A 22,035-nucleotide genomic window follows, 5' to 3' on the forward strand; every position below is an offset into this window, starting at 1 on the left:
TTACTGCAGAAACTTAGTTGTAAACCACTGAGAAGTTCGCGACCGAGTTAGCTGGACCGGCGACTACCGTCGCAGCGGTCGACATATACTGCGCATAGAAATTCAGCGTATTATCGGCGGTGCTGCTGAGTATGTAGCTATAACCGTTGCTACCGTGCAGAGGCAGGTCGGCTTTATCCGCCGTCATCAGATTAATGGCAACACCGGTTGCGGCTCCGACAACCGACGAGTCAATGGCCAGCAGGTTGGAATTGTCTGGATCGGGCGTGCCATCAAAGCGGACTTTGGCATTGGTAACCGTCACCGGACAGTTCTTCAAAATAATATCGAATTTCGTCGCGGCGGTTCTCGAACCAGCTACCGGAAATTCAGTTTTATAATAATCGCCTAAAACAACCACCTGGTTCTGAGAGGCGACATCGATGTCGCAGGCGGCATCCAAAATATTGCCATTAAAGTTAACGGTACCCGCTGCTGCGAAAGCCTGAGTCATAGATAATGCAGAACCTGCTGCAAGAATCGCAATAACAATTTTCTTTTTCATAACGACACATCCTGTTTTACTTTATGTACATTCTGGCAAAATATTTAATAAACGCATTTTGCCATTACTTTAATATATTGCCGGGAATCAATGGTATATATCACACCACTGCTTCATTTTATTAAAACCGGATTACCCCTGCCGACGAGACAAAATTTATACAACATTTTTTCAGCGCACAATCTATTTCGCGGTCTAAATGTAGACTCAGAATTAACAAAAATAAAACATTTAAATTAAGATATTACTTAATCACTCGGACCCCGGTCTACTTTTGGACCCGGGAAGCAAAACTAACAAAATCAATAAATTATAACCATAACCCCCCCGGGTCTATTATTAGACCAGACGCCAATATTCCCTGACATGCTGTTTTTTAAGATAATTCCCAACATCGATCAAAAAACGATCGCATAAGTTAGTGAGGTATCTTATGAACACGCGAATTATTCCTGAACTCGGCAGCGAGCCAGCAGAAGTACTTGAGATAAAACCCTTTAAGCACATTGAGAAATTAATTGATAATATCCTGCCGTACGCCGAGAGACGTATAGTATCGAAAGGGGAGATCGTTCATTATTACGATAATGACATTCGTCAGTGTTTTTTACTTATCCAGGGCAGCGTTGCTCTGCATCGTCGCGGAGACGGGATTGTTTTAAACTCAGAGTCATCGCCTTTTCTTCTCGGCGTATGTAGCCAGTTTTCCTCTGAACGTCTTTACGTCAGGGTACTGGAAACGTCAGAAATTGCGGCCGTTTCGCTGGAAACGTTTAATCGCGTGGTGGCCCAACAGAATTTATGGGAGCATTTTTCAAAGCTTCTGATCTATACCGCATCGCGGGTTTATGAGCACTGCGCCCAGATATCGCAAATGTCAGCCTATGATATCATCCGTTTTCAACTTGTTGAATTAATGCAAGAGCCCGAAGCTATCCGGCAAAATATCACCGCGGCGGCCTATATCAAAAGTCGCACCTATCTTTCCCGCAGCGGCGTTATGCGCATCCTGGCGGAGCTAAGAACGGGTAAATACATTACCATGGAGCGCGGAGTGCTGATTGACATCCACCACCTGCCGCGAAAGTATTGATTGTTCATGTATCTTCGGAGTGGCAAGAGATACGCGCGAGGTTATAATAAGTCCGATCTCCTTCAGGATTTTCTGACTATGTCATCTGCAAATCAACCCTTCCGCGGCTCCCCTTACGCACAGGAATTTATTTCTCATTTGCAGCCCTACTGCACGACGTACCGAACGGGCCGCGGCGAGCAGTTTGATCTTCAGGTTAACGGTCAAGGGATGTGTTACCTCCTTCTGGAGGGGACGATAGCGATATACCGAAAAAGTGACAACATGATGCTTTCCACGGCGCTCAGTCCCGCCCTTTTCGGCCTCGCTAACCTGACGGACATTTACTTTGATGACTATTTTAAAACCGTCACGCCGTGCCAGATTGGCGTACTCACGACCCGTCGCGTCGAGGAAATCATTAAAGAGAAGGCGCTATGGGGACTGCTCTCCAAACAGCTGATGTTTGTCTATAACCGCCTCTATCATAACGTTATGCCCCAGGGCACGCCAACGGCGTACGAGATGATTCGCCAGCAGCTGATCAAGCTCATGGAGGAAGAGGAGGGTTATCGCTACAGCGTGACGGCTGAAAGATATATCAGAGAGAAAACCCGGCTTTCCCGCAGCGGCGTAATGCGCATTCTGGCGGCTCTGAAGACCGGTGGTTTCATCGAAATGGAAGAGGGGAAACTCATAAAAATCAACAAACTTCCTGCTAAGTACTGATTATGCGGATAGGGCTTTCGGCCCTCTCGCGATCCGGCCTGCGCGCCGAAATGCATTCATGCAACAAATTCTATGCGTTTTCATTATAAGTATTGTCATTTCACAGAAATAAAGATTTATTCACTGCTGACTGGCTCATGTAGAATGCGCTGCTAAATTTCCTTCATCTTTTACGCAATGTCGCCCTGGCGACCGTTCGGGAACCTGTGTAGTACTGAATTATGGATATAGAAACAGATGTCATGTCGATGTGTATGGTCGTGTTGTTAATTATTAGCGTGTTGCTCGATTAACCTCTTCCCCCGTAAAATCAGTACGCCTCGCCGTCGCCGGACAGGCCAGTCTATTCGCTACGAACCCGATCCAAATCGAAATCGTACCGTTCCCCCGCGCGGCCTGACCTGCCAGCGTATTCCGGGATAAGCGTTGAGAGAGGCAATATTGCCCTGTCGGGCATGGCGCGAATATTAAAAAGGCTGCCAACGATGGTGGCAGCCTCTTCACTTTATGGCATTGCTGGTGCGAAGAGCGAATTAGCTCCTGATCTTCCTGTAGATAAACAGGACAACCAGCGCACCGATCACCGCCACGACAAAGCTGCCGAAATTAAAACCGTCTACACGGCCAAAGCCGAAGAAAGTACTAATCCAACCCCCGACAACTGCACCGATGACACCCAGAATTACGGTAACGATAAATCCGCCGCCGTCTTTCCCCGGCATAATCCACTTGGCTAAAATACCGGCAATAAGCCCAAAAATGATCCATGAAATGATACCCATAGCTAGCTCCGTCCTCTTGTTACCTTGTAAATATCTGGTATAGAAAGATTAGCATAAATATTAATGATGTTTCATAAAATTATATTTAGCATATATAACTTGTCAGCGCGGGGATAATGGTCTACGCCCTGAACGCGTACCGGACAAATAATCAGCAAGCGGAAGTATCGCGTCGCGGATAATTAAAACCTCGGGAGAGGCAGCGATAAACCAGGATTTTTCTTATTAAAAGTGAAACTGAAAGCGGAATACAAAAGCAGCAAGGAGGGACATTTCCCTCCTTGCTAACTTAGATGACTGCGGTCGTCAGCCGCGACGAACAGCAAAGGCGCCCCTGTTCATCAAAGATGTCGATTTGCCACACCTGGTGACGGGAGCCGACGTGCAGCGCGCGGCACACGCCGCGAACCCTACCGCTGCGCACCGAACGGATATGGTTAGCATTGACCTCCAGCCCCACCACCTTCTGCTCGCCTTCGCTACACAGATAGCCGGCCACCGAGCCTAAGGTTTCCGCTAATACCACCGACGCGCCGCCGTGCAGCAGCCCAAACGGCTGATGGGTGCGGCTATCTACCGGCATGGTGGCCTCGATGGCGTCATCGGTAAGGGCCTCGAAGCGAATATCCAGCAGGCCGACCATATTCCCGTCGCCCATGGCGTTCAGCTGTTCCAGGGTGCTCTGACGTTTCCAAATCATCCCATAATCTCCAGTAGCGCCTGCAGCGGATGGCGTACGCCGCTGCCTTCAATACGCTTCACCTGGCTACGACAGGAGTAGCCGGTGACCAGGCAGCGATTACGCGGCAGGCGCTGCATCGCCTGCTGCCAGGAGAGCGCGTAGATAGCCAGCGAGTTGGCGTGATTCTTCACTTCATGGCCGTAGGTACCGGCCATGCCGCAGCAGCCCACGTTAACGTTTTCCAGCTTCGCGCCAAAACGCGCGAAGATATCCGCCCACTGTTTGGTGGAAGCGGGAAGCGCCGTGACCTCGGTACAGTGGCCAAACAGATACCACGACTCGCCGCCCTGCTCCTGCGCAGCGGTTGCCGACAGCGCCTGCGGCAGCCACTCATGCACCAGCATCACGCGGAAATCGCCGCGCTTGTCGCCGAGCACCTGGTTGTATTCATCGCGATAGCAGAGCACCAGCGCCGGATCGACCCCCACCATCGGCATGCCGAGCTGGGCCACCCGGTTCAGGAAATCGGCGGTTTTCTGCGCGGTGCGCGCGAATCGCGTCAGGAAGCCCTTAATATGCTGGGCTTTACCGTTTGGCGAAAACGGCAGCAGCACCGGCTGGTAGCCTAGCTTTTCGACCAGTTGAACAAAATCGGCAACCACCTGCGCATCGTAATAGCTGGTAAACGGATCCTGAACCACCAGCACCCTTTTAGCTTTCTGCTCTGCGCTCAGCGCTTCCAGCTGCTCCAGCGTGGTATTCGCCGAACGATGGCCGACCATCTGCTGCTTCAGCGACGGGACGGAGAGCAGCGGGAGATCGACCATACCGATATGCTTTTCCGACAGCTTGCGCATCCACGGCTGATTAATAAAGAAGTTGAACGTCTTCGGCGCATGCGCCATCAGCGGCGCGTAGGATTCAACCGCCGCCACCAGATGATCGCGGACCGGCCGCAGGTAGCGGCTGTGGTAAAGCTGGAGGAAACGCGACCGGAACTCCGGAACGTCGATCTTAATCGGACACTGGGTCGAGCAGGCTTTACAGGCCAGACAGCCGGACATCGCCTCCTTGACCTCATGCGAGAAATCGTACTCTCCCTTACGCGCGTGCCAGCTATTGCGGGTGCGCTCCACCAGGGTACGCAGGCTGGCGCGTTTTTCCGGCAGATCTTTTTCCAGCTGATTGGGGTCGATGCCGCGATCCGCCAGCAGGCGCAGCCATTCTCGCACCAGCGTGGCCCGCCCCTTCGGCGAGTGAATACGGTGGTTGCTGACCTTCATCGACGGACACATCGGGCTTTTGGCATCAAAGTTGAAGCACAGACCGTTGCCATTACACTCCATCGCGCCGCGCCACGAGCTGCGCACGGCAATGGGGATCTGCCGATCGAAGGTCCCGCGCTTAACCGCATCCACCTTCATCATCGGCGCATCCACGCCTTCCGGCGGGCATATTTTACCGGGATTCAGACGGTTATCCGGGTCAAACGCGGCTTTAATCTTGCGCAGCTCGCCAAACAGTTCTGCCCCAAAGAACGCCGGGCTATATTCGGCGCGGAAGCCTTTCCCGTGTTCCCCCCACAGAAGGCCGCCATACTTAGCGGTTAAGGCTACGACGTCATCGGAGATGCGCTTCATCAGCATCTCTTGCTGCGGATCGCACATATCCAGCGCCGGACGCACGTGCAGCACGCCGGCATCCACATGGCCAAACATGCCGTAGCTCAGGCCATGACCGTCAAGCAGCGCGCGAAATTCCACAATATAGTCGGCCAGATGCTCCGGCGGCACGCAGGTATCTTCGGCGAAGGGTATCGGTTTAGCGGCTCCTTTGGCATTCCCCAGCAGGCCGACGGCTTTTTTCCGCATCGCGTAGATGCGCTCAACGCCGTCCAGATCGTGGCAAACCTGCCAGCCGATAACGCCCGCTTCGCCGCGCGCCATCAGCTCATCCAGGCGCTGGCACAGGGTTGTCACCTGGCCGTCGATCAGTTCGGCGTCATCACCGGCGAACTCAACGATATTCAGCCCCAGCATCTCTTTATCCGCAACGTCGGTAATGAGCTCGCTGACCGAATGCCAGACAATATCTTCCCGCGCCAGATTAAGCACTTTTGAGTCAACGGTTTCGACCGAAAGCGCCCTGGCCTCCACCATAAACGGCGCGTTACGCAGCGCGGAGTTAAAGGAATCGTATTTAACGTTAACCAGGCGGCGTACTTTCGGTAAGCGGGTAATATCCAGCCGCGCTTCGGTAATAAACGCCAGCGTCCCTTCTGAACCGGTCAGGATGCGGGTCAGATCGAATTCGCTCATCTCGTCATTAAAGACGTGGCGTAAATCGTAGCCCGTCAGGAAGCGGTTAAGTTTGGGGAATTTATCGATAACCAGCTGCCGCTGCGCTTTACAGCGCTGATAGACCGTGCGGTAAATACGCCCGATCGCCGACTGTTCTGCGCCCAGCGTTTCCGCCAGCGCCGCCGGAATCGGCTGCGTATCCAGAATGTCGCCGCCGATCAGCACCGAGCGCACGCCGAGCACGTGATCGGAGGTTTTCCCATAGACCAGCGAGCCCTGCCCGGAAGCATCGGTGTTGATCATCCCGCCAAGCGTGGCGCGGTTGCTGGTCGACAGTTCCGGCGCAAAAAAGTAGCCGTACGGTTTAAGGAACTGATTGAGCTGATCTTTAATGACCCCGGCTTCCACCCGCACCCACCCTTCTTCGGGGTTGATTTCAATAATGCGGTTCATATAGCGGGACATATCGACGATGATCCCGGCGTTGAGCGCCTGCCCGTTGGTGCCGGTACCGCCCCCGCGCGGGGTAAAGATCAGTGATTTAAAACGTTCTTCCGCCGCCAGTCTTGCCAGCAGAGCGACGTCTGCCGTGGAGCGGGGGAATAAAATCGCATCCGGCAACAGTTGATATACACTGTTATCAGTCGCCATCGTTAGCCTGTCGGCGTAGCTGGTGGCGGTATCGCCGGTAAAACCTTGTTGCTCCAGTACCTGCAAAAAATTCAGCACCAGCTGAACGACACCTGGCGCTTGAGAAATCTGTGGGATCATGACGCTCGACCCTGCCTGACTATGTTGTGTTGTAAGTGATTAAACGTTTGCGTAGTGCACACAACTTTTTATCACATTTTTTTCATATGCGCCCGCCAGAATTAAGGGCAAAATCAGGCGCGCGAAGATATTGATATTATTATCAGTACATGGAATTACGCTGCGTCAGCCTTGTGACGCGACTGCAAAGGTAAAACTTTATCATGATTAACCCCAATCAGCCCCGGGACATACCGCAAGTTCTGCTGTCGGTGCTGTTTTTGTCCCTGATTATTATTTCCTGCCTGTGGGTCGTTCAGCCATTTATCCTGTCATTTGCCTGGGCCGGTACCGTGGTTATCGCCACCTGGCCGGTGCTTTTGCGCCTGCAGCGCCTGCTATTCGGCAAGCGCGCGCTGGCGGTGCTGGTGATGACGCTGCTGCTCTTTTTACTGTTCGTTATCCCTATTGCGCTGCTGGTCAACAGCCTGGTGGATAACAGCACGCCATTAATAAAAGTGATTACCAGCGGTAACTTTACGCCGCCGGATCTGGCGTGGCTAAATAGCGTTCCGCTGATTGGCGATAAGCTGTATACCGGCTGGCACAATTTACTGGAGATGGGGGGAACGGCGATTATGGTCAAAATTCGCCCCTATCTCGGCACCACCACCACATGGTTTGTTGGCCAGGCGGCGCACATCGGCAAGCTGCTGGTCTACTGCGGACTCATGCTGCTGTTTAGCGCCCTGCTGTACTGGCGTGGCGAACAGGTTGCCTATGGGTTCCGCCACTTTGCCACCCGTCTGGCGGCCAAACGCGGCGATGCGGCGGTGATCCTCGCGGGCCAGGCGATTCGCGCCGTGGCGCTGGGGGTGGTCGTCACCGCCCTGGCCCAGGCGGTGCTTGGCGGTATTGGCCTTGCGGTCAGCGGCGTGCCTTACGCCGCGCTGCTCACCGTGGTGATGATCTTTACCTGCCTTGTGCAGCTGGGGCCTTTGCTGGTTCTGGTACCGTCAATTATCTGGCTGTACTGGAGCGGTGATACCACATGGGGCACCGTACTGCTGGTCTGGAGCTGCGTTGTCGGCACCATGGATAACTTTATCCGTCCGCTGTTGATTCGTATGGGCGCCGACCTGCCGATGATTCTGATCCTTTCCGGCGTTATCGGCGGCCTGGTGGCGTTCGGCATGATTGGGCTGTTTATCGGTCCTGTGCTGCTGGCGGTCTCCTGGCGACTGTACGATGCGTGGGTTAACGAAGCGCCGCCGCCGCCGAGGGACCCCGACCTGGTGCTTGAGGAGCTGAGCGAGCTCAATACCCGAGCCACCCAGGATAAGTAAGTGAAAAGGCGGGGAAACCCGCCTTTTGCCCCTCTGTCCCTATCAATGTCGGGCACGACAGCCTTAAAGCTTAAGAAATCCTAATCTATCTTTCACGTCATTCCACCACCCGCTGCCTGCTAACCGCATTTGCTTCGCAGATTCTTTACCTTAATTTAACTATTGAGAGGAATCCGATCGACGCAAAAAGCCTCAGTGCCTAGTATTAGCTCACGGTTATAAATCAACGCATTGATTTATAAGCATGGAAATCCCCTGAGTGAAACAACGAATTGCTGTGTGTAGTCTTTGCCCATCTCCCACGATGGGCTTTTTTTTGTCCGTTTTCTGTTCCCCAAAAACAAAAAATCCCCGCCACTGCTGAGCTGACGGGGAGTATCCAGTTGCCTGTTTTTGCGAGAACTTACTTATTCAGCTCCGCCAGGCCGAGCCAGGTTTGCACGACCGTGTCCGGGTTCAGGGAAAGGCTATCGATCCCCTCTTCCATCAGCCAGGCGGCAAAATCTTCGTGGTCAGACGGACCCTGTCCGCAGATACCGACGTACTTGCCCTGCTTCTTCGCCGCGCGGATGGCCATCGACAGCAGCGCTTTCACCGCGTCGTTACGCTCATCGAACAGCTCGGAGACCACGCCGGAGTCGCGATCCAGCCCCAGCGCCAGCTGCGTCATGTCGTTAGAACCAATAGAGAAGCCGTCGAAGTATTCGAGGAACTGTTCAGCCAGCAGCGCATTCGATGGGATTTCACACATCATAATCAGCTTCAGGCCGTTTTCGCCGCGCTTGAGGCCCTGGCGTTCCAGCTCTTCAACCACCGCTTTTGCCTGCGCGACGGTCCGGACAAACGGCACCATGATTTCGACGTTGGTCAGGCCCATGTCGTTACGCACCCGCTTAACCGCTTCACACTCCAGCGCGAAGCAGTCGCGGAAGCTTTCTGACACATAGCGGCCGGCCCCGCGGAAGCCCAGCATCGGGTTCTCTTCTTCCGGCTCATAACGTTCGCCGCCGACCAGGTTGGCGTATTCGTTAGACTTAAAGTCGGAAAGACGCACAATCACCCGTTTCGGGAAAAATGCCGCGCCAAGGGTGGAGATCCCTTCGGTCAGGCGACCGACGTAGAACTCTTTCGGCGAGTCGTAGCCTTTCATCAGCTCGCGGATTTCATTCTGCAGCCCCGGCTCCTGATCGTCGAACTCCAGCAGCGCGCGTGGGTGGACGCCAATCATACGGTTGATAATGAACTCCAGACGCGCCAGGCCCACGCCTTCGTTCGGCAGGCAGGCAAAGTCGAAGGCGCGGTCCGGGTTACCGACGTTCATCATGATCTTCAGCGGCAGATCCGGCATATCGCCAACGGTGGAGCTCTTGACGCTGAAGTCGAGGATTTCGGCATACACGTAGCCGGTATCGCCCTCGGCGCAGGAGACGGTCACATTCTGGTTTTCCTGGATGCGATCGGTGGCGTTACCGCAGCCCACTACCGCCGGGATCCCCAGCTCACGCGCGATAATCGCCGCATGACAGGTACGCCCGCCGCGGTTGGTGACGATCGCCGCCGCCTTTTTCATGATCGGCTCCCAGTCCGGGTCAGTCATGTCGGTCACCAGCACGTCGCCGGGCTCGATGCGGTTCATTTCGCTGATATCGTGAATGACCTTCACCGGACCCGCGCCGATACGATGGCCGATCGCGCGCCCTTCCGAAATAATCTGTCCTTGCGCATGGAGGGTATAGCGCTCCATCACCTGGCCGCGGGAACGGACGGTCTCCGGACGCGCCTGCACGATAAACAGCTTACCGGTATGGCCGTCTTTCGCCCATTCGATATCCATCGGACGGTTGTAGTGCTTCTCGATTTGAACCGCTTGCTGCGCCAGCTCCTGCACTTCCGCATCGGTTAACGAGAAGACGTCGCGCTGCGCCTGCGGCACGTCTTCGATACGCACCTGCTTGCCGTGCTCCTGGGTAGGGGCGTAAACCATGCGGATCTTTTTCGACCCCATAGTGCGGCGTACGATTGCCGGCCGGCCCGCTTCCAGCGTGGGTTTATGGACGTAGAACTCATCGGGGTTCACCGCCCCCTGCACCACCATCTCGCCGAGCCCCCAGGCGGAGGTGATAAACACCACCTGATCAAAACCGGATTCGGTATCGATGGAGAACATCACGCCGGACGAGGCCAGATCGGAGCGCACCATCCTCTGCACCCCGGCGGAGAGCGCCACCCCGCGGTGATCGTACCCTTGATGCACGCGGTAGGAAATGGCGCGATCGTTAAACAGCGAAGCAAACACGTGCTTCACCGCGACGAGCACGGCGTCAAAGCCCTGCACGTTAAGGAATGTCTCCTGCTGACCGGCGAAGGAGGCGTCCGGCATATCTTCCGCCGTCGCGGAGGAGCGCACGGCAAAGGAGGCCTCAGCGTCATCGGCGGACAGCTGGGTATAGGCATCGCGAATCGCATTTTCCAGTTCGCTCTGGAACGGCGTATCAATGATCCACTGACGGATCTGTGCGCCCGCTTTCGCTAATGCGGAAACGTCGTCAATGTCGGTTTCATCCAGCAGTTCATAAATGCGCTGGTTAACACCGCTTTGGTCCAAAAACTGATTAAAGGCATCAGCGGTGGTGGCAAACCCGTTCGGTACGGACACGCCCATACCCGACAGATTTGTAATCATTTCACCAAGGGAGGCATTTTTGCCCCCAACCCTGTCTACATCATTCATGCCGAGTTGGTTATACCAAAGCACCAGCGGTGACGAGCCATTGTTGGACATCGAGACAATCCTTTTGTGATTTAATACCAGTGATAAATAATTCACGATCGACTACGAGATTTATCCTGACATATTTATCCAGCTGAAAGAAACGGTGAATCGTTCAAGCAAATTATTTTTTCGTTTTTAGGATTCTTTGCCAGATATAGCTAAGCTAATGATTCTTCAGAAATCTGATGAAATTTGATACAAAAGATACGCAGTTGCGAAAAATGAACTCACCTTTTCATTAAAAATAAAAATAGCGTTTCATTTTTTAAATATGAGACAAAGCCTGGAGCGTTATGCTTAAATTTAATATCAGCTTTCAGACAATTAAACTCATTATACCGGATGGTCAAAATGGAAAGTGCTGTAGATCGCCACGTATTTTATATTTCCGACGGTACCGCTATTACAGCGGAAGTTCTGGGTCATGCGGTCATGTCGCAATTCCCGGTCGCCACCAGCAGCGTAACCCTGCCGTTTGTCGAAAATATTAGCCGCGCGCGCGCCGTGAAGGAGCAAATTGACGCGATTTTCCAGCAGACCGGCATTCGACCGCTGGTGTTCTACTCCATCGTGCTGCCGGAAATTCGCGACATCATCCTACAAAGCGAAGGCTTTTGTCAGGATATCGTCCAGGCGCTGGTGGCCCCCCTGCAGCAGGAGCTGCGCCTCGATCCGACGCCAATCGCTCACCGCACCCACGGCCTGACGCCCGGTAACCTGAACAAATACGACGCGCGTATCGCCGCTATCGACTACACCCTTGCCCACGATGACGGAATTTCTCTGCGTAATCTCGATCAGGCCCAGGTGATCCTCCTCGGCGTTTCGCGCTGCGGGAAAACCCCCACCAGCCTGTATCTGGCGATGCAGTACGGTATCCGCGCCGCCAACTACCCGTTTATCGCCGATGATATGGACAATCTGATTCTTCCGGCTTCGCTTAAGCCGCTACAGCACAAACTCTTCGGCTTAACGATCAATCCGGAGCGCCTGGCGGCCATCCGCGAAGAGCGGCGGGAAAACAGCCGCTATGCTTCCATGCGCCAGTGCCGGATGGAAGTGACCGAAGTCGAGGCGCTTTACCGCAAAAACAAAATACCTTGCCTGAACAGCACCAACTATTCCGTGGAAGAGATCGCCACCAAAATCATGGATATTATGGGGTTAAGCCGCAGAATGTACTAACACGCTAGTACATTATTAAAAATTTGTTTATGCTATCACCTGAGCCCTATACAGGATCATGCCCTGCTCTTGCAATAAGCGGGGATTGGTTTATCGTGATGCGCATCACTTCCCGGCATTTTCGCCGCGGAAGAAACAGATTTTGAGACCCCAATGAATAAAACAGACGAATTGCGTACCGCGCGCATTGAAAGCCTGGTAACGCCTGCGGAACTGGCTCAGCGGCATCCAGTGTCTGCCGACGTTGCCGCACACGTTTCCGCCTCACGCCGCCGAATCGAGAAAATCCTCAACGGTGAAGATCGCCGCCTGCTGGTGGTGATCGGTCCCTGTTCCATTCATGATATTGATGCGGCGATGGAGTATGCGCGCCGCCTGCAGGGTATGCGCGAACGTTACCAGCCGCAGCTGGAAATCGTGATGCGTACCTATTTTGAGAAGCCGCGCACGGTGGTTGGCTGGAAGGGGCTGATCTCCGACCCCGACCTGAACGGCAGCTATCGGGTGAATCACGGCCTTGAGCTGGCGCGTAGCCTGCTGCTGCAGGTCAATGAACTGGGCGTACCGACCGCCACCGAGTTTCTCGATATGGTGACCGGGCAGTTTATTGCCGACCTGATAAGCTGGGGCGCTATCGGCGCGCGTACGACCGAGAGCCAGATCCACCGCGAAATGGCCTCGGCGCTCTCGTGCCCGGTAGGCTTTAAGAACGGTACCGATGGCAATACCCGTATCGCCGTTGATGCGATCCGCGCTTCCCGCGCCAGCCATATGTTCCTGTCGCCGGATAAGCAGGGACAGATGACCATCTACCAGACCAGCGGCAATCCGTACGGCCATATCATTATGCGCGGCGGTAAAAAGCCGAATTACCACGCCGCCGATATCGCCGCCGCCGGGGAAGCGCTGGCGGAGTTCGACCTGCCGGAACAGCTGGTGGTGGATTTTAGCCACGGCAATTGCCAGAAACAGCACCGCCGCCAGCTGGACGTTTGCGCCGACATCTGCCAGCAGATCCGCGCCGGCTCGACCGCCATCGCCGGGATCATGGCCGAGAGTTTCCTTCAGGAAGGCACGCAGAAGGTCGTCGCGGGCCAGCCGCTGGCCTGGGGACAATCGATTACCGATCCCTGCCTGAGCTGGGACGATAGCGAACGGCTGCTGGATGAATTAGCCGCCGCCACCGCCACCCGCCTGTAGTTCCCCTCCCCACCGTACGCGCGGTGGGGAGCGATTTTCCGCCATCGACCGGCCCGACACCTGCTAAATCTGGTATTCCGCTAAATAAAGCTTGCGTGAAAAACAACATTATTGATAATGATTATCATTGTTGCCTTGATTTTTATTTTTAGTGCTATGACGCGTATGGATAACACTGCCACAGCAGAAAAAACAACAGACAATGCCCCGTATCCGGTTCCGACGGACAAAGAGATAAGCAGCCGGACATTATTAGGCAGCGAGGGACGGGTGGTGATTGAACATCGCGGTCAGCGCTACCTTCTGCGTCAGACCCATTCGGGTAAGCTGATCCTGACCAAATAATTATCCCCACCGATAAAGGCAGGGATAACGAACGTTAGCTGGAACAGCTTACTTCAAGACGCCTTCCCCAGTCCGGTGGACGCTGAATATACTCATCCGTCCGATCGGCAAAGGGGTGAGAGAGTGCGCTATGCAGGCGCTCCAGTTCGCTCATATCCCCCTGCTCCGCCTGTTCAATGGCCCGCTGAGCCAGCCAGTTACGCAGCACGATCGCCGGGTTCACGCTGCGCATCCGCGCCTGCCTTTGCGCATCGTCAACCTGTTCATCGCGCAGGCGCGCGCGGTAAGCGGTAAACCAGCTATCGAACGTCTCGCGGTCGATAAACTCATCGCGTAGCGGCGAGGCGGCGCTCTCCTGCTCGCTGGCGCTGAGCATCCGGAAGGTCCGCGTATAGTCGCTGCCCTCGCGTTCCATCAGCGCAAACAGGCCGTCCAGCAGCTCGTTATCCCCTTTTTGCTGGGTAAACAATCCGAGCTTGTCGCGCATGCGGCGGCCATACGCCGTCAGCAGCGCTTGCTGGTAACTATCCAGCGCGCCGTTCAGCGCCTCAGCGCTGATAAACGGCGAGAGCGTCTGCGCCAGACGTTGCAGGTTCCATAGCCCTACCGCCGGCTGATTATCAAAGCTGTAGCGCCCCTGATAATCGGAGTGGTTACAGATAAAGCCAGGCTGGAAATCATCAAGGAAACCGTACGGACCGTAGTCCATCGTCAGGCCGAGAATCGACATATTGTCGGTATTCATCACCCCGTGGGCAAAGCCCACCGTTTGCCAGCAGCCAATCATCTCCGCGGTTCGGGTGACAACGTCACTAAACCACAGAAGGTACTTATCCGCTTCATTTTGCAGATGCGGCCAGTGGTGACGAATCACGTAATCCGCCAGCTGCTGCACTTTCAGAGGCTCGCGACGGTAGTAAAAATGCTCAAAATGGCCGAAACGAACGTGGCTTTCCGCCAGCCGCATCAGCATTGCCCCGCGCTCGACGGTTTCGCGGTATACCGGCGTATCGCTGGCCACTATCGCCAGCGCGCGGGTGGTGGGAATGCCCAACGCATGCATCGCTTCCGAGGCCAGCGCCTCGCGGATCGTCGAGCGCAGCACCGCCCGCCCGTCGCCCATTCGCGAATAGGGAGTGAGCCCGGCGCCTTTAAGGTGCCAGTCAAAGCGACGACCATCAGCGAGCTGCTGTTCGCCGAGCAGAATACCGCGCCCGTCGCCGAGCTGCCCGGCCCAGGCGCCGAACTGGTGGCCGCTGTAAACCTGCGCCAGCGGCGACATTCCCGGCAGCAGCGTTTCGCCGCCCCATACGCCAGCGCCCTTCTGCGGGCTGAATAACGACGCGTCAACGCCCAGCGTTCGCGCCAGCGGAGCGTTGTGCCAGACAAGCCGCGCATTCTCCAGCGGCGTAGGGGTTAAAGCGGTGTAAAAATCCGGCAGTTCATCACGCCAGTGGGTAGTAAAAGACAGGGTCATGGTTCCTCCTGCCTTCAGTGTAGTGCTTTCAACAAATTATTAACACGGAGGAATGGATGGGTTATTGCGATAAAAGACAAGACGAGCGTTGTGGCGCTGCCCGGTAAGGCGTTACCGCCGCCGGGCAAGAAAACGCCACGCTACGCTTTGACGTATCGAGGCTAGATCCTTCGCGCCTGCCAGAATTTTTTATGCCAGTAGACATTATCCAGCGACGAGCGCGTCACGCCCTGGCTGGTGGAGGCGTGGATAAACTGGTTATCCGTGTCGTAAATACCGACGTGCAGACCGCTCTCTCCGGAACCGGTCTTGAAGAAGACCAGATCGCCAGGCAGCAGTTCGCTCTTATCGATTTTCGTGCCGATCTCCGCCTGTTCACGCGTTTCGCGCGGCAGCTGCAACGCGAACTTATCGCGGAAGGTCATCAGCACAAACCCGGAGCAATCAACGCCGCGCGGCGACATGCCGCCGTAGCGATACGGCGCACCCCGCCAGTTCCTTAGCTGCTCATTCAGGTTAGCAACAACGGTAATCGAATCAGCAAGCCGTGGATTGGGCGGCGGCGCCCGATGGCTGCTACAACCCGCCAGAAATAACGCAACACACAAAACGAGCCAAAAACGCATCTCAGACGAATCCTCTGTTCCCTATCCTGATAGCAGGATAATTTACCTTGTTTATCAATTCGCTGGCAAGCTGACTGCGTGCTACTGTGACGCAACGAGCATAAGATGACCCGCCACCTCGACCCGCTGGAAGCCCATGGCATAGGCGGCGGTTAAATTCTCTTCGCTTAATACCTCGGCGGTACTGCCGCAGGCGATCGTCTCCCCCCGGCAGATAAGCCAGGAGCGATGGGCGTGTCGGAGGGTATGATTCAGGTCGTGGCTGCTCATCACGACGGCAATCCCCGAGGCGCAGAGTTCGCTTAACAGTCGGTCCAGTGCGGCCTGCTGCGCCACGTCCAGGCTGTTCATCGGTTCATCCAGCAATAGCAACTGCCCGGACGCGTTAGCCTGACGATGAATCTGCAGTATTACCGCCGCCAGGCGCACGCGCTGCCACTCCCCGCCGGAGATGTGATTCACCTGGCGCCCCAGCTTGTCGCCTAAGCCCAGCTTCTCCGCGATGGTCGTCAGTAGCCCGTTGTGCGCGTCGTCCTGGAGATGCAGCGACAGATAATGCCAGACCGGCATGGCGAAAGGCGGCATCTGGTGCTGGCTTAAATAGGCCCGATGACGCGCCAGCTCCTGCGCCAGCCAGTCATTCAGCGGGCGTCCATTCAGTTTTACCTGGCCCGGGCCGGTAGAGAGCCCCGCCATACGCGCCAGCAACGTGCTTTTCCCCGCCCCGTTTGGCCCCACCAGATGAACGATCTCTCCCGGCCGGATATCGGCTGAAAACGGCGCCAGCCGCCCCGCCTCTTCTACATCCTGTAGCTGCATCAAAAACGGCATTATTTGGCTAAAGCTCCTTTAATAGCGGCCACCAGCTGCGGATCATCCGGCGTCATATCCGGTGAGAAACGGCCGATGACCTGACCATCGCGGCCGATGAGGAATTTTTCAAAATTCCACAGAATATCATCCACGTACAGCGGCGCTCTGCCTTTGCTGGCCATGCGCTCATAAAAACCGCTGCCTTCCGGGGCGATAGCCTGCGGGGCGGCCTCAACCAGCTTCTGGTACAGAGGCGCGCGATGTTCGCCGTTGACGTCAATTTTGCTGAACATCGGGAATGTCACGCCGTAAGTCGTGCTACAGAACGTTTTAATCTCTTCTTCGCTACCCGGCTCCTGACCCAGAAACTGGTTGCACGGAAAGCCCAGTACGCTAAAACCTTCGCTTTCTAAATCTTTTTGCAGCGCCTCCAGCTGCTCATACTGCGGCGTCAGGCCGCACTTTGACGCGACGTTGACAATCAACAGGACGTTGCCTGCCCACGGGGTGAGCGTTGTTTTCTCACCATCGATGGTGGTGACTTCAGTATTGAGAATATCGTGTTGCATAGCCTTCCCTCTGTGAATATACCGGTTACTGCTTCAGGTGATCCCTATCTACTGTAGCGGATTCAGACTGGGTCATTCTACTTTGAATCCCCCGGGAGTGTCTCTTGATGTAACAGGCAGCACAACATGAATTCATCTCAACACCGGGAGCGCGCAATTCAGTGTACAGTGGTGGATTGATGTAATAGCATTTCGTTAATTGTTAATTTAAGAGAGTTTTATTGATGAAGAAGATGTTTAGCGCGGTGTTAATCGCGGCCTCCGTTACGCTGCTTTCGGCCTGCTCGCCGGATGAAGATAATAAGATTAAAGTCGCCATTAATACCGGGCCGGATGAGGCTATCTGGAAAGTCGTAGAACAGGTGGCCAAAGAGAAATACAACCTCGACGTCGAGGTAATCTCATTTAATGATTACGTTCTGCCGAACGAAGCCCTGAACAATAAAGACGTCGATGCTAACGCCTTCCAGACGCTGCCTTACCTTGAGGCACAATCAAAAGAGCGCGGCTATAAGTTTGCCATTGTCGGTAAAACCTTCGTCTTCCCGATCGCCGCCTACTCGAAGAAAATCAAAAATATCAGCGAACTGCCTGACGGCGCGACGATTTCCATCTCTAACGAAACCACAACCCTGGGCCGCAGCCTGCTGCTGCTGCAGGCGCAAGGTTTAATCAAGCTGAAAGAGGGTACAGGCTACCTGCCGACGACGCTGGACATTATCGACAATCCTAAGCAGCTGAAAATCGTGGAAGTCGACACGCCGCAGCTGACCCGTACGCTTGATGACCCGAACGTCGCCCTGTCGATCATCAACACCAACTTCTCCGCTCAGGCCGGTCTCTCGGCTGCCCGCGATGGGCTATTTATGGAAGGCCCGGACTCGCCGTACGTCAACGCCATTGTTGCGCGCGAAGATAATAAAGACAGCAAAAAAGTCCAGGAGCTGAAAGAGGCCTTCCAGACTCAGCAGGTTGCCGACAAGGCAGCGGAAGTCTACAAAGGCGATGCGATTAAGGGCTGGTAATACTATCAACCGCTTACGGCCGCCCCTCACTGCGGGCGGCCTGATTTCAGCAATAACCAGATAAACACCGGCGCGCCCAGGGTGGCGGTGACCACGCCAATCGGCAATTCCGCCGCCGAAAGCGCCAGACGCGCGATAATATCCGCGCCCAGCAGCGCGCTGGCCCCCGCTAACAAACAGGCCGGAAGCAGCGCGCGGTGATCGCTTAAGCCACATAAGCGCAGAATATGCGGGATAACCAGACCAATAAAGCCGATCGCGCCGGCCAGCGCCACGCTGACGCCCACCAGCCAGCCGGTCGCCACCACCAGCACTTTACGCCATAGCCACAGCGGTAGCCCCAGCTGGCGTGCGGAAACCTCCCCCAGCGCTAACAGATTAAGAGGCTGCGATTGCAGGCACACCCAGGCCAGCACAGGCAGCAGGGCCAGCATCAGCCACAGCTGCTGCCAGTCCACGCCGCCAAAGCCGCCCATCATCCAGTACATCAGCTGGCGGAGATCGAAAGAGGTTGAGAAGTAGACCGCCCAGGTCATCAGCGCGCTGCATATGATACCGAGCGCCACGCCCGCCAGCAGCAGGCGGCTGGTCGAGAGATGCCGCCTGGCAAAACGCAGCAAAATAAAGGTAATGACCAGCGCGCCAGCGATGGCGCACAGCCCCAGCGCCCAGCCCGGAAGCAGCCCTTTTCCCAGCAACACGGCGGCTATCAGGCCAACCCCAGCGCCGTTTGATACCCCCAGCAGCCCGGGCTCCGCCAGCGGGTTTTCAAACAGCGCCTGCATAATCGCGCCGGACAGGGCCAGCGCCGCGCCCACCAGCAGGACGGCCAGGGTACGCGGCAAACGAATCTGCCAGATAAACAGCTCGCCTTTGGCGCTAAACCATTCACCGGGGCCAATCCACTGGTCGCCCGCGCACAGGCTGATGGTCGACGTAACCAGTAGCAGCAACGTTAATACCGCAAGCCAGCGCCGGTTGCGGCGCCGTTGAGTTTGAGCAAAGGTCAGCATAGATTTCTGAGTTGAGAAAAAGGATGTGATTGATTTTACGGTATTCGGCCAGGAAAAGAAAAAAGGCCGCATAGCGGCCTTTTTGATTAGTCAGTCCAGATCATTTCTCTCTGGGTGAAGCGTTTTCGACACGGCTTTTTAACTTCTGTCCGGGTCTGAAGGTCACCACACGCCGGGCTGTAATAGGAATATCCTCTCCCGTTTTCGGGTTACGGCCCGGGCGTTGGTTCTTATCTCGCAAATCGAAGTTGCCGAACCCGGAGAGTTTTACCTGCTCTCCGTTTTCCAGAGCGCGACGGACTTCTTCGAAAAACAACTCTACCAGCTCTTTGGCATCCCGCTTGCTAAGCCCAAGCTTATCAAACAGATATTCTGACATTTCAGCTTTTGTAAGCGCCATAGGTTCAATCCCTCAATGATGCCTGGAATCGCTCTTTCAATGCCTCTACACATTTGGCGACGGTAGCGGCAATCTCCTCTTCTTCGAGTGTACGGCTGGTATCCTGGAGGATAAGGCTGATAGCGAGGCTTTTGAAACCTTCCTCTACGCCCTTGCCGCGGTACACGTCAAATAAGTTTACGCCAACTACCTGATTTACGCCAACTTTCTTACACTCGGCTAAAACATCGGCTGCGGGAACGTTTTCTGCCACAACGACAGCGATGTCGCGACGGTTCGCCGGGAAGCGAGAAACTTCACGCGCCTGAGGCACCACGCGGTCTGCAAGCTTGTTCCACTCCAGCTCGAACACCAACGTGCGGCCGTTCAGATCCAGTTTACGTTCCAGCTCGGGATGAACAACCCCAATAAAACCAATACGTTCACCTTTCAGATAAATCGCCGCCGACTGGCCCGGATGAAGCGCATTATTGGCTTCGATGCGGAATTCGATGTCGGACAGTTTACCCGTGAGGTCGAGAACGGACTCCAGATCGCCTTTTAAATCATAGAAATCGACGGTTTCTTTTGCCAGGTTCCAGTGTTCTTCATAGCGGTTACCGCAGATGACGCCAGCCAGCATCACGTCCTGGCGAATACCCAGCGGGGCCTGCGTATCGGGAACAAATCGTAGGCCGCTCTCAAAGATGCGGACGCGACTCTGCTGGCGATTCTGGTTGTAGACCACCGTCCCGAGCAGACCGGTCCACAATGACAGACGCATCGCCGACATTTCGCTGGAGATCGGGCTCGGCAGAATCAGCGCTTCCTCGCCGGCGTGGATCCACTGCTGTACTTTCGGATCAACAAAGCTGTAGGTAATCACTTCCTGATAGCCTTTGTCGTTGAGCAGCGTTTTCACGCGCTTAAGCGACAGATCCGCTTCGCGGTGAGTGCCCATAATCAGGCCCGCTTGTACCGGTTCATCAGGAATATTGTTATAGCCATAGACGCGGGCAACCTCTTCGACCAGGTCTTCTTCGATCTCCATGTCGAAACGCCAGCTCGGCGCCACGGCATGCCACTCATCCTGGCCTTCGGTAACTTCACAGCCCAGACGACGCAGAATGTCGCTAACCTGCGCATCTTCAATGTGATGGCCAATCAAACGATCCAGTTTGCTGCGGCGAAGGCGGATGGTCGCAGGCTTCGGCAGAGTCGCTTCATTGGTCACGTCAATAATCGGGCCCGCTTCACCGCCGCAAATATCCATCAGCAGGCGGGTTGCGCGCTCCATTGCCTGATACTGCAGCGCGGAGTCCACGCCGCGCTCGTAGCGGTGGGAAGCATCGGTATGCAGACCATGGCGACGGGCGCGACCGGTAATGGACAGCGGGCTGAAGAACGCGCATTCCAGCAGAACGTTTTGCGTTTCATCGTTTACGCCGGAGTGCTCGCCGCCGAAAATTCCGCCCATAGCCAGGGCTTTCTGGTGGTCAGCAATAACCAGAGTATCGGTATCCAGCTTAGCCTCGGAGCCGTCGAGCAGGACCAGGGTTTCGCCTTCATGCGCCATACGCACGATAATTCCGCCTTCAATGCGGTCTTTATCGAAGGCGTGCATCGGCTGGCCGAGCTCGAGCAGAACGTAGTTGGTCACGTCAACCACGGCATCGATGGAGCGAATGCCGCAGCGGCGCAGCTTCTCTTTCATCCATAACGGCGTCGGCGCTTTGACATTAATGCCTTTTACCACACGGCCCAGGTAGCGCGGGCATGCTTCCGGCGCATCGACCTGAATTGGCAGAACGTCGTCGATGGTCACGGCAACCGGGGCCATTTCCGGGACATTCAATGGCGCCTTGTTGAGCACGGCGACATCGCGGGCAATGCCGATAATACCCAGGCAGTCGGCACGGTTCGGCGTGACGCTGATTTCGATAGTGTTATCGTCGAGCTTCAGGTATTCGCGGATATCGGTACCCAGCGGCGCGTCGGCGGGCAGTTCAATAATACCGCTGTGATCGTCGGAGATCCCCAGCTCGGAGAAGGAGCACAGCATGCCTTCCGACGGCTCGCCGCGCAGCTTTGCCGCTTTAATTTTAAAATCGCCCGGCAGTACGGCACCGATGGTTGCAACGGCAACCTTCAGGCCCTGACGGCAGTTTGGCGCGCCGCAGACGATGTCCAGCAGGCGTTCGCCGCCGACGTTAATTTTTGTGACGCGCAGTTTGTCAGCATTAGGGTGTTGAGCGCACTCAACCACTTCCCCAACGACAACGCCGTTGAAGCTGCCCGCAACCGGCTCAACGCCGTCAACCTCAAGGCCGGCCATCGTTATCTGGTCCGACAGCGCTTCGCTATCGATAGCTGGGTTAACCCACTCGCGTAACCACAGTTCACTGAATTTCATTGTTCTGTCCTG

The 22,035-nt window shown here is 55.4% G+C and carries 19 protein-coding genes and 1 other RNA gene; 8 read left to right on the top strand and 12 right to left on the bottom strand.

From position 1 onward, the window contains the following. Positions 1-13 precede the first annotated feature (13 nt). Positions 14-544 (bottom strand): fimbrial protein, encoded by a 531-nt coding sequence (locus BJF97_RS16970; RefSeq protein WP_014229716.1) that lies wholly within the window; start codon positions 542-544, stop codon positions 14-16. 433 nt (positions 545-977) lie between these two features. Here BJF97_RS16970 and BJF97_RS16975 point away from each other — a divergent pair, with 433 nt between their 5' ends. Both BJF97_RS16975 and BJF97_RS16980 read left to right on the top strand, forming a co-directional pair. Then, positions 978-1,637 (top strand): winged helix-turn-helix transcriptional regulator, encoded by a 660-nt coding sequence (locus BJF97_RS16975; RefSeq protein WP_014229717.1) that lies wholly within the window; start codon positions 978-980, stop codon positions 1,635-1,637. Positions 1,638-1,715: 78 nt separating this feature from the next. Next, the gene (locus tag BJF97_RS16980) at positions 1,716-2,345 is read left to right on the top strand and encodes a helix-turn-helix domain-containing protein (RefSeq protein ID WP_032694065.1); all 630 of its coding nucleotides are present in this window, start codon (positions 1,716-1,718) and stop codon (positions 2,343-2,345) included. A 533-nt stretch (positions 2,346-2,878) separates the two neighbouring features. Here BJF97_RS16980 and BJF97_RS16985 read toward each other — a convergent pair. The 3 genes from BJF97_RS16985 to ydiJ form a co-directional block, all read right to left on the bottom strand. Continuing rightward, a complete protein-coding gene (locus BJF97_RS16985; protein WP_004102935.1) occupies positions 2,879-3,127 on the bottom strand; it encodes a GlsB/YeaQ/YmgE family stress response membrane protein in 249 nt (82 codons plus the stop codon). Between the two features lie 289 nt (positions 3,128-3,416). Continuing rightward, positions 3,417-3,827 (bottom strand): 1,4-dihydroxy-2-naphthoyl-CoA hydrolase, encoded by a 411-nt coding sequence (menI, locus tag BJF97_RS16990; RefSeq protein ID WP_014229719.1) that lies wholly within the window; start codon positions 3,825-3,827, stop codon positions 3,417-3,419. Next, complete coding sequence (gene ydiJ / locus BJF97_RS16995; protein ID WP_014229720.1) at positions 3,824-6,880, bottom strand: D-2-hydroxyglutarate dehydrogenase YdiJ; 3,057 nt, start codon at positions 6,878-6,880, stop codon at positions 3,824-3,826. The genes menI and ydiJ overlap by 4 nt, the downstream gene beginning before the upstream one ends. Positions 6,881-7,083: 203 nt before the next feature. Here ydiJ and ydiK point away from each other — a divergent pair, with 203 nt between their 5' ends. Next, positions 7,084-8,205 (top strand): AI-2E family transporter YdiK, encoded by a 1,122-nt coding sequence (gene ydiK / locus BJF97_RS17000; RefSeq protein WP_032694066.1) that lies wholly within the window; start codon positions 7,084-7,086, stop codon positions 8,203-8,205. 212 nt (positions 8,206-8,417) lie between these two features. Next, positions 8,418-8,525, top strand: an RNA gene (rprA, locus tag BJF97_RS17005) — antisense sRNA RprA. Between the two features lie 83 nt (positions 8,526-8,608). On the opposite strand, the gene ppsA is transcribed toward rprA, so the two are convergent. After that, positions 8,609-10,987: a phosphoenolpyruvate synthase gene (ppsA, locus tag BJF97_RS17010; RefSeq protein WP_014229722.1), complete on the bottom strand. Its 2,379-nt coding sequence runs from the start codon at positions 10,985-10,987 to the stop codon at positions 8,609-8,611. 342 nt (positions 10,988-11,329) lie between these two features. Between ppsA and ppsR the strand changes: the two genes are divergently transcribed. The 3 genes from ppsR (at position 11,330) to hemP (ending at position 13,708) form a co-directional block, all read left to right on the top strand. Next, positions 11,330-12,163, top strand: coding sequence for a posphoenolpyruvate synthetase regulatory kinase/phosphorylase PpsR (ppsR, locus tag BJF97_RS17015; RefSeq protein WP_004851771.1), 834 nt, complete (start codon positions 11,330-11,332; stop codon positions 12,161-12,163). Positions 12,164-12,316: 153 nt separating this feature from the next. Beyond that, on the top strand, positions 12,317-13,363 hold the full coding sequence (gene aroH / locus BJF97_RS17020; protein ID WP_014229723.1) for a 3-deoxy-7-phosphoheptulonate synthase AroH: 1,047 nt from the start codon (positions 12,317-12,319) through the stop codon (positions 13,361-13,363). Positions 13,364-13,528: 165 nt separating this feature from the next. Beyond that, positions 13,529-13,708: a hemin uptake protein HemP gene (hemP, locus tag BJF97_RS17025; protein ID WP_160741222.1), complete on the top strand. Its 180-nt coding sequence runs from the start codon at positions 13,529-13,531 to the stop codon at positions 13,706-13,708. Between the two features lie 34 nt (positions 13,709-13,742). On the opposite strand, the gene selO is transcribed toward hemP, so the two are convergent. The 4 genes from selO to BJF97_RS17045 form a co-directional block, all read right to left on the bottom strand. Beyond that, on the bottom strand, positions 13,743-15,185 hold the full coding sequence (gene selO, locus BJF97_RS17030; RefSeq protein ID WP_032694067.1) for a protein adenylyltransferase SelO: 1,443 nt from the start codon (positions 15,183-15,185) through the stop codon (positions 13,743-13,745). A gap of 161 nt (positions 15,186-15,346) precedes the next feature. Further along, on the bottom strand, positions 15,347-15,811 hold the full coding sequence (locus tag BJF97_RS17035; RefSeq protein ID WP_004134084.1) for an NlpC/P60 family protein: 465 nt from the start codon (positions 15,809-15,811) through the stop codon (positions 15,347-15,349). 81 nt (positions 15,812-15,892) lie between these two features. Next, positions 15,893-16,642, bottom strand: coding sequence for a vitamin B12 ABC transporter ATP-binding protein BtuD (btuD, locus tag BJF97_RS17040; protein WP_032694068.1), 750 nt, complete (start codon positions 16,640-16,642; stop codon positions 15,893-15,895). Then, positions 16,642-17,193, bottom strand: coding sequence for a glutathione peroxidase (locus tag BJF97_RS17045; RefSeq protein ID WP_014229728.1), 552 nt, complete (start codon positions 17,191-17,193; stop codon positions 16,642-16,644). Before BJF97_RS17045 ends, btuD begins: the two co-directional genes overlap by 1 nt. A gap of 224 nt (positions 17,194-17,417) precedes the next feature. Here BJF97_RS17045 and BJF97_RS17050 point away from each other — a divergent pair, with 224 nt between their 5' ends. After that, entirely contained in the window at positions 17,418-18,218 is an 801-nt protein-coding gene (locus BJF97_RS17050; RefSeq protein ID WP_014229729.1) for a MetQ/NlpA family ABC transporter substrate-binding protein, read from the top strand. 26 nt (positions 18,219-18,244) lie between these two features. On the opposite strand, the gene btuC is transcribed toward BJF97_RS17050, so the two are convergent. The 3 genes from btuC to pheT all read right to left on the bottom strand — a co-directional run bounded on the left by btuC (position 18,245) and on the right by pheT (position 22,023). Then, on the bottom strand, positions 18,245-19,231 hold the full coding sequence (gene btuC / locus BJF97_RS17055) for a vitamin B12 ABC transporter permease BtuC (RefSeq protein ID WP_009653750.1): 987 nt from the start codon (positions 19,229-19,231) through the stop codon (positions 18,245-18,247). Positions 19,232-19,331: 100 nt separating this feature from the next. After that, positions 19,332-19,631, bottom strand: coding sequence for an integration host factor subunit alpha (gene ihfA, locus BJF97_RS17060; RefSeq protein ID WP_004851790.1), 300 nt, complete (start codon positions 19,629-19,631; stop codon positions 19,332-19,334). Between the two features lie 4 nt (positions 19,632-19,635). Further along, positions 19,636-22,023 carry a phenylalanine--tRNA ligase subunit beta gene (gene pheT, locus BJF97_RS17065; protein ID WP_032694069.1) on the bottom strand — a complete coding sequence of 796 codons (2,388 nt, stop codon included), beginning with the start codon at positions 22,021-22,023 and terminating at the stop codon, positions 19,636-19,638. Positions 22,024-22,035 lie beyond the last annotated feature (12 nt).

This window comes from Klebsiella sp. LTGPAF-6F (genome assembly GCF_001753185.1).
Lineage (GTDB): Bacteria > Pseudomonadota > Gammaproteobacteria > Enterobacterales > Enterobacteriaceae > Klebsiella > Klebsiella michiganensis.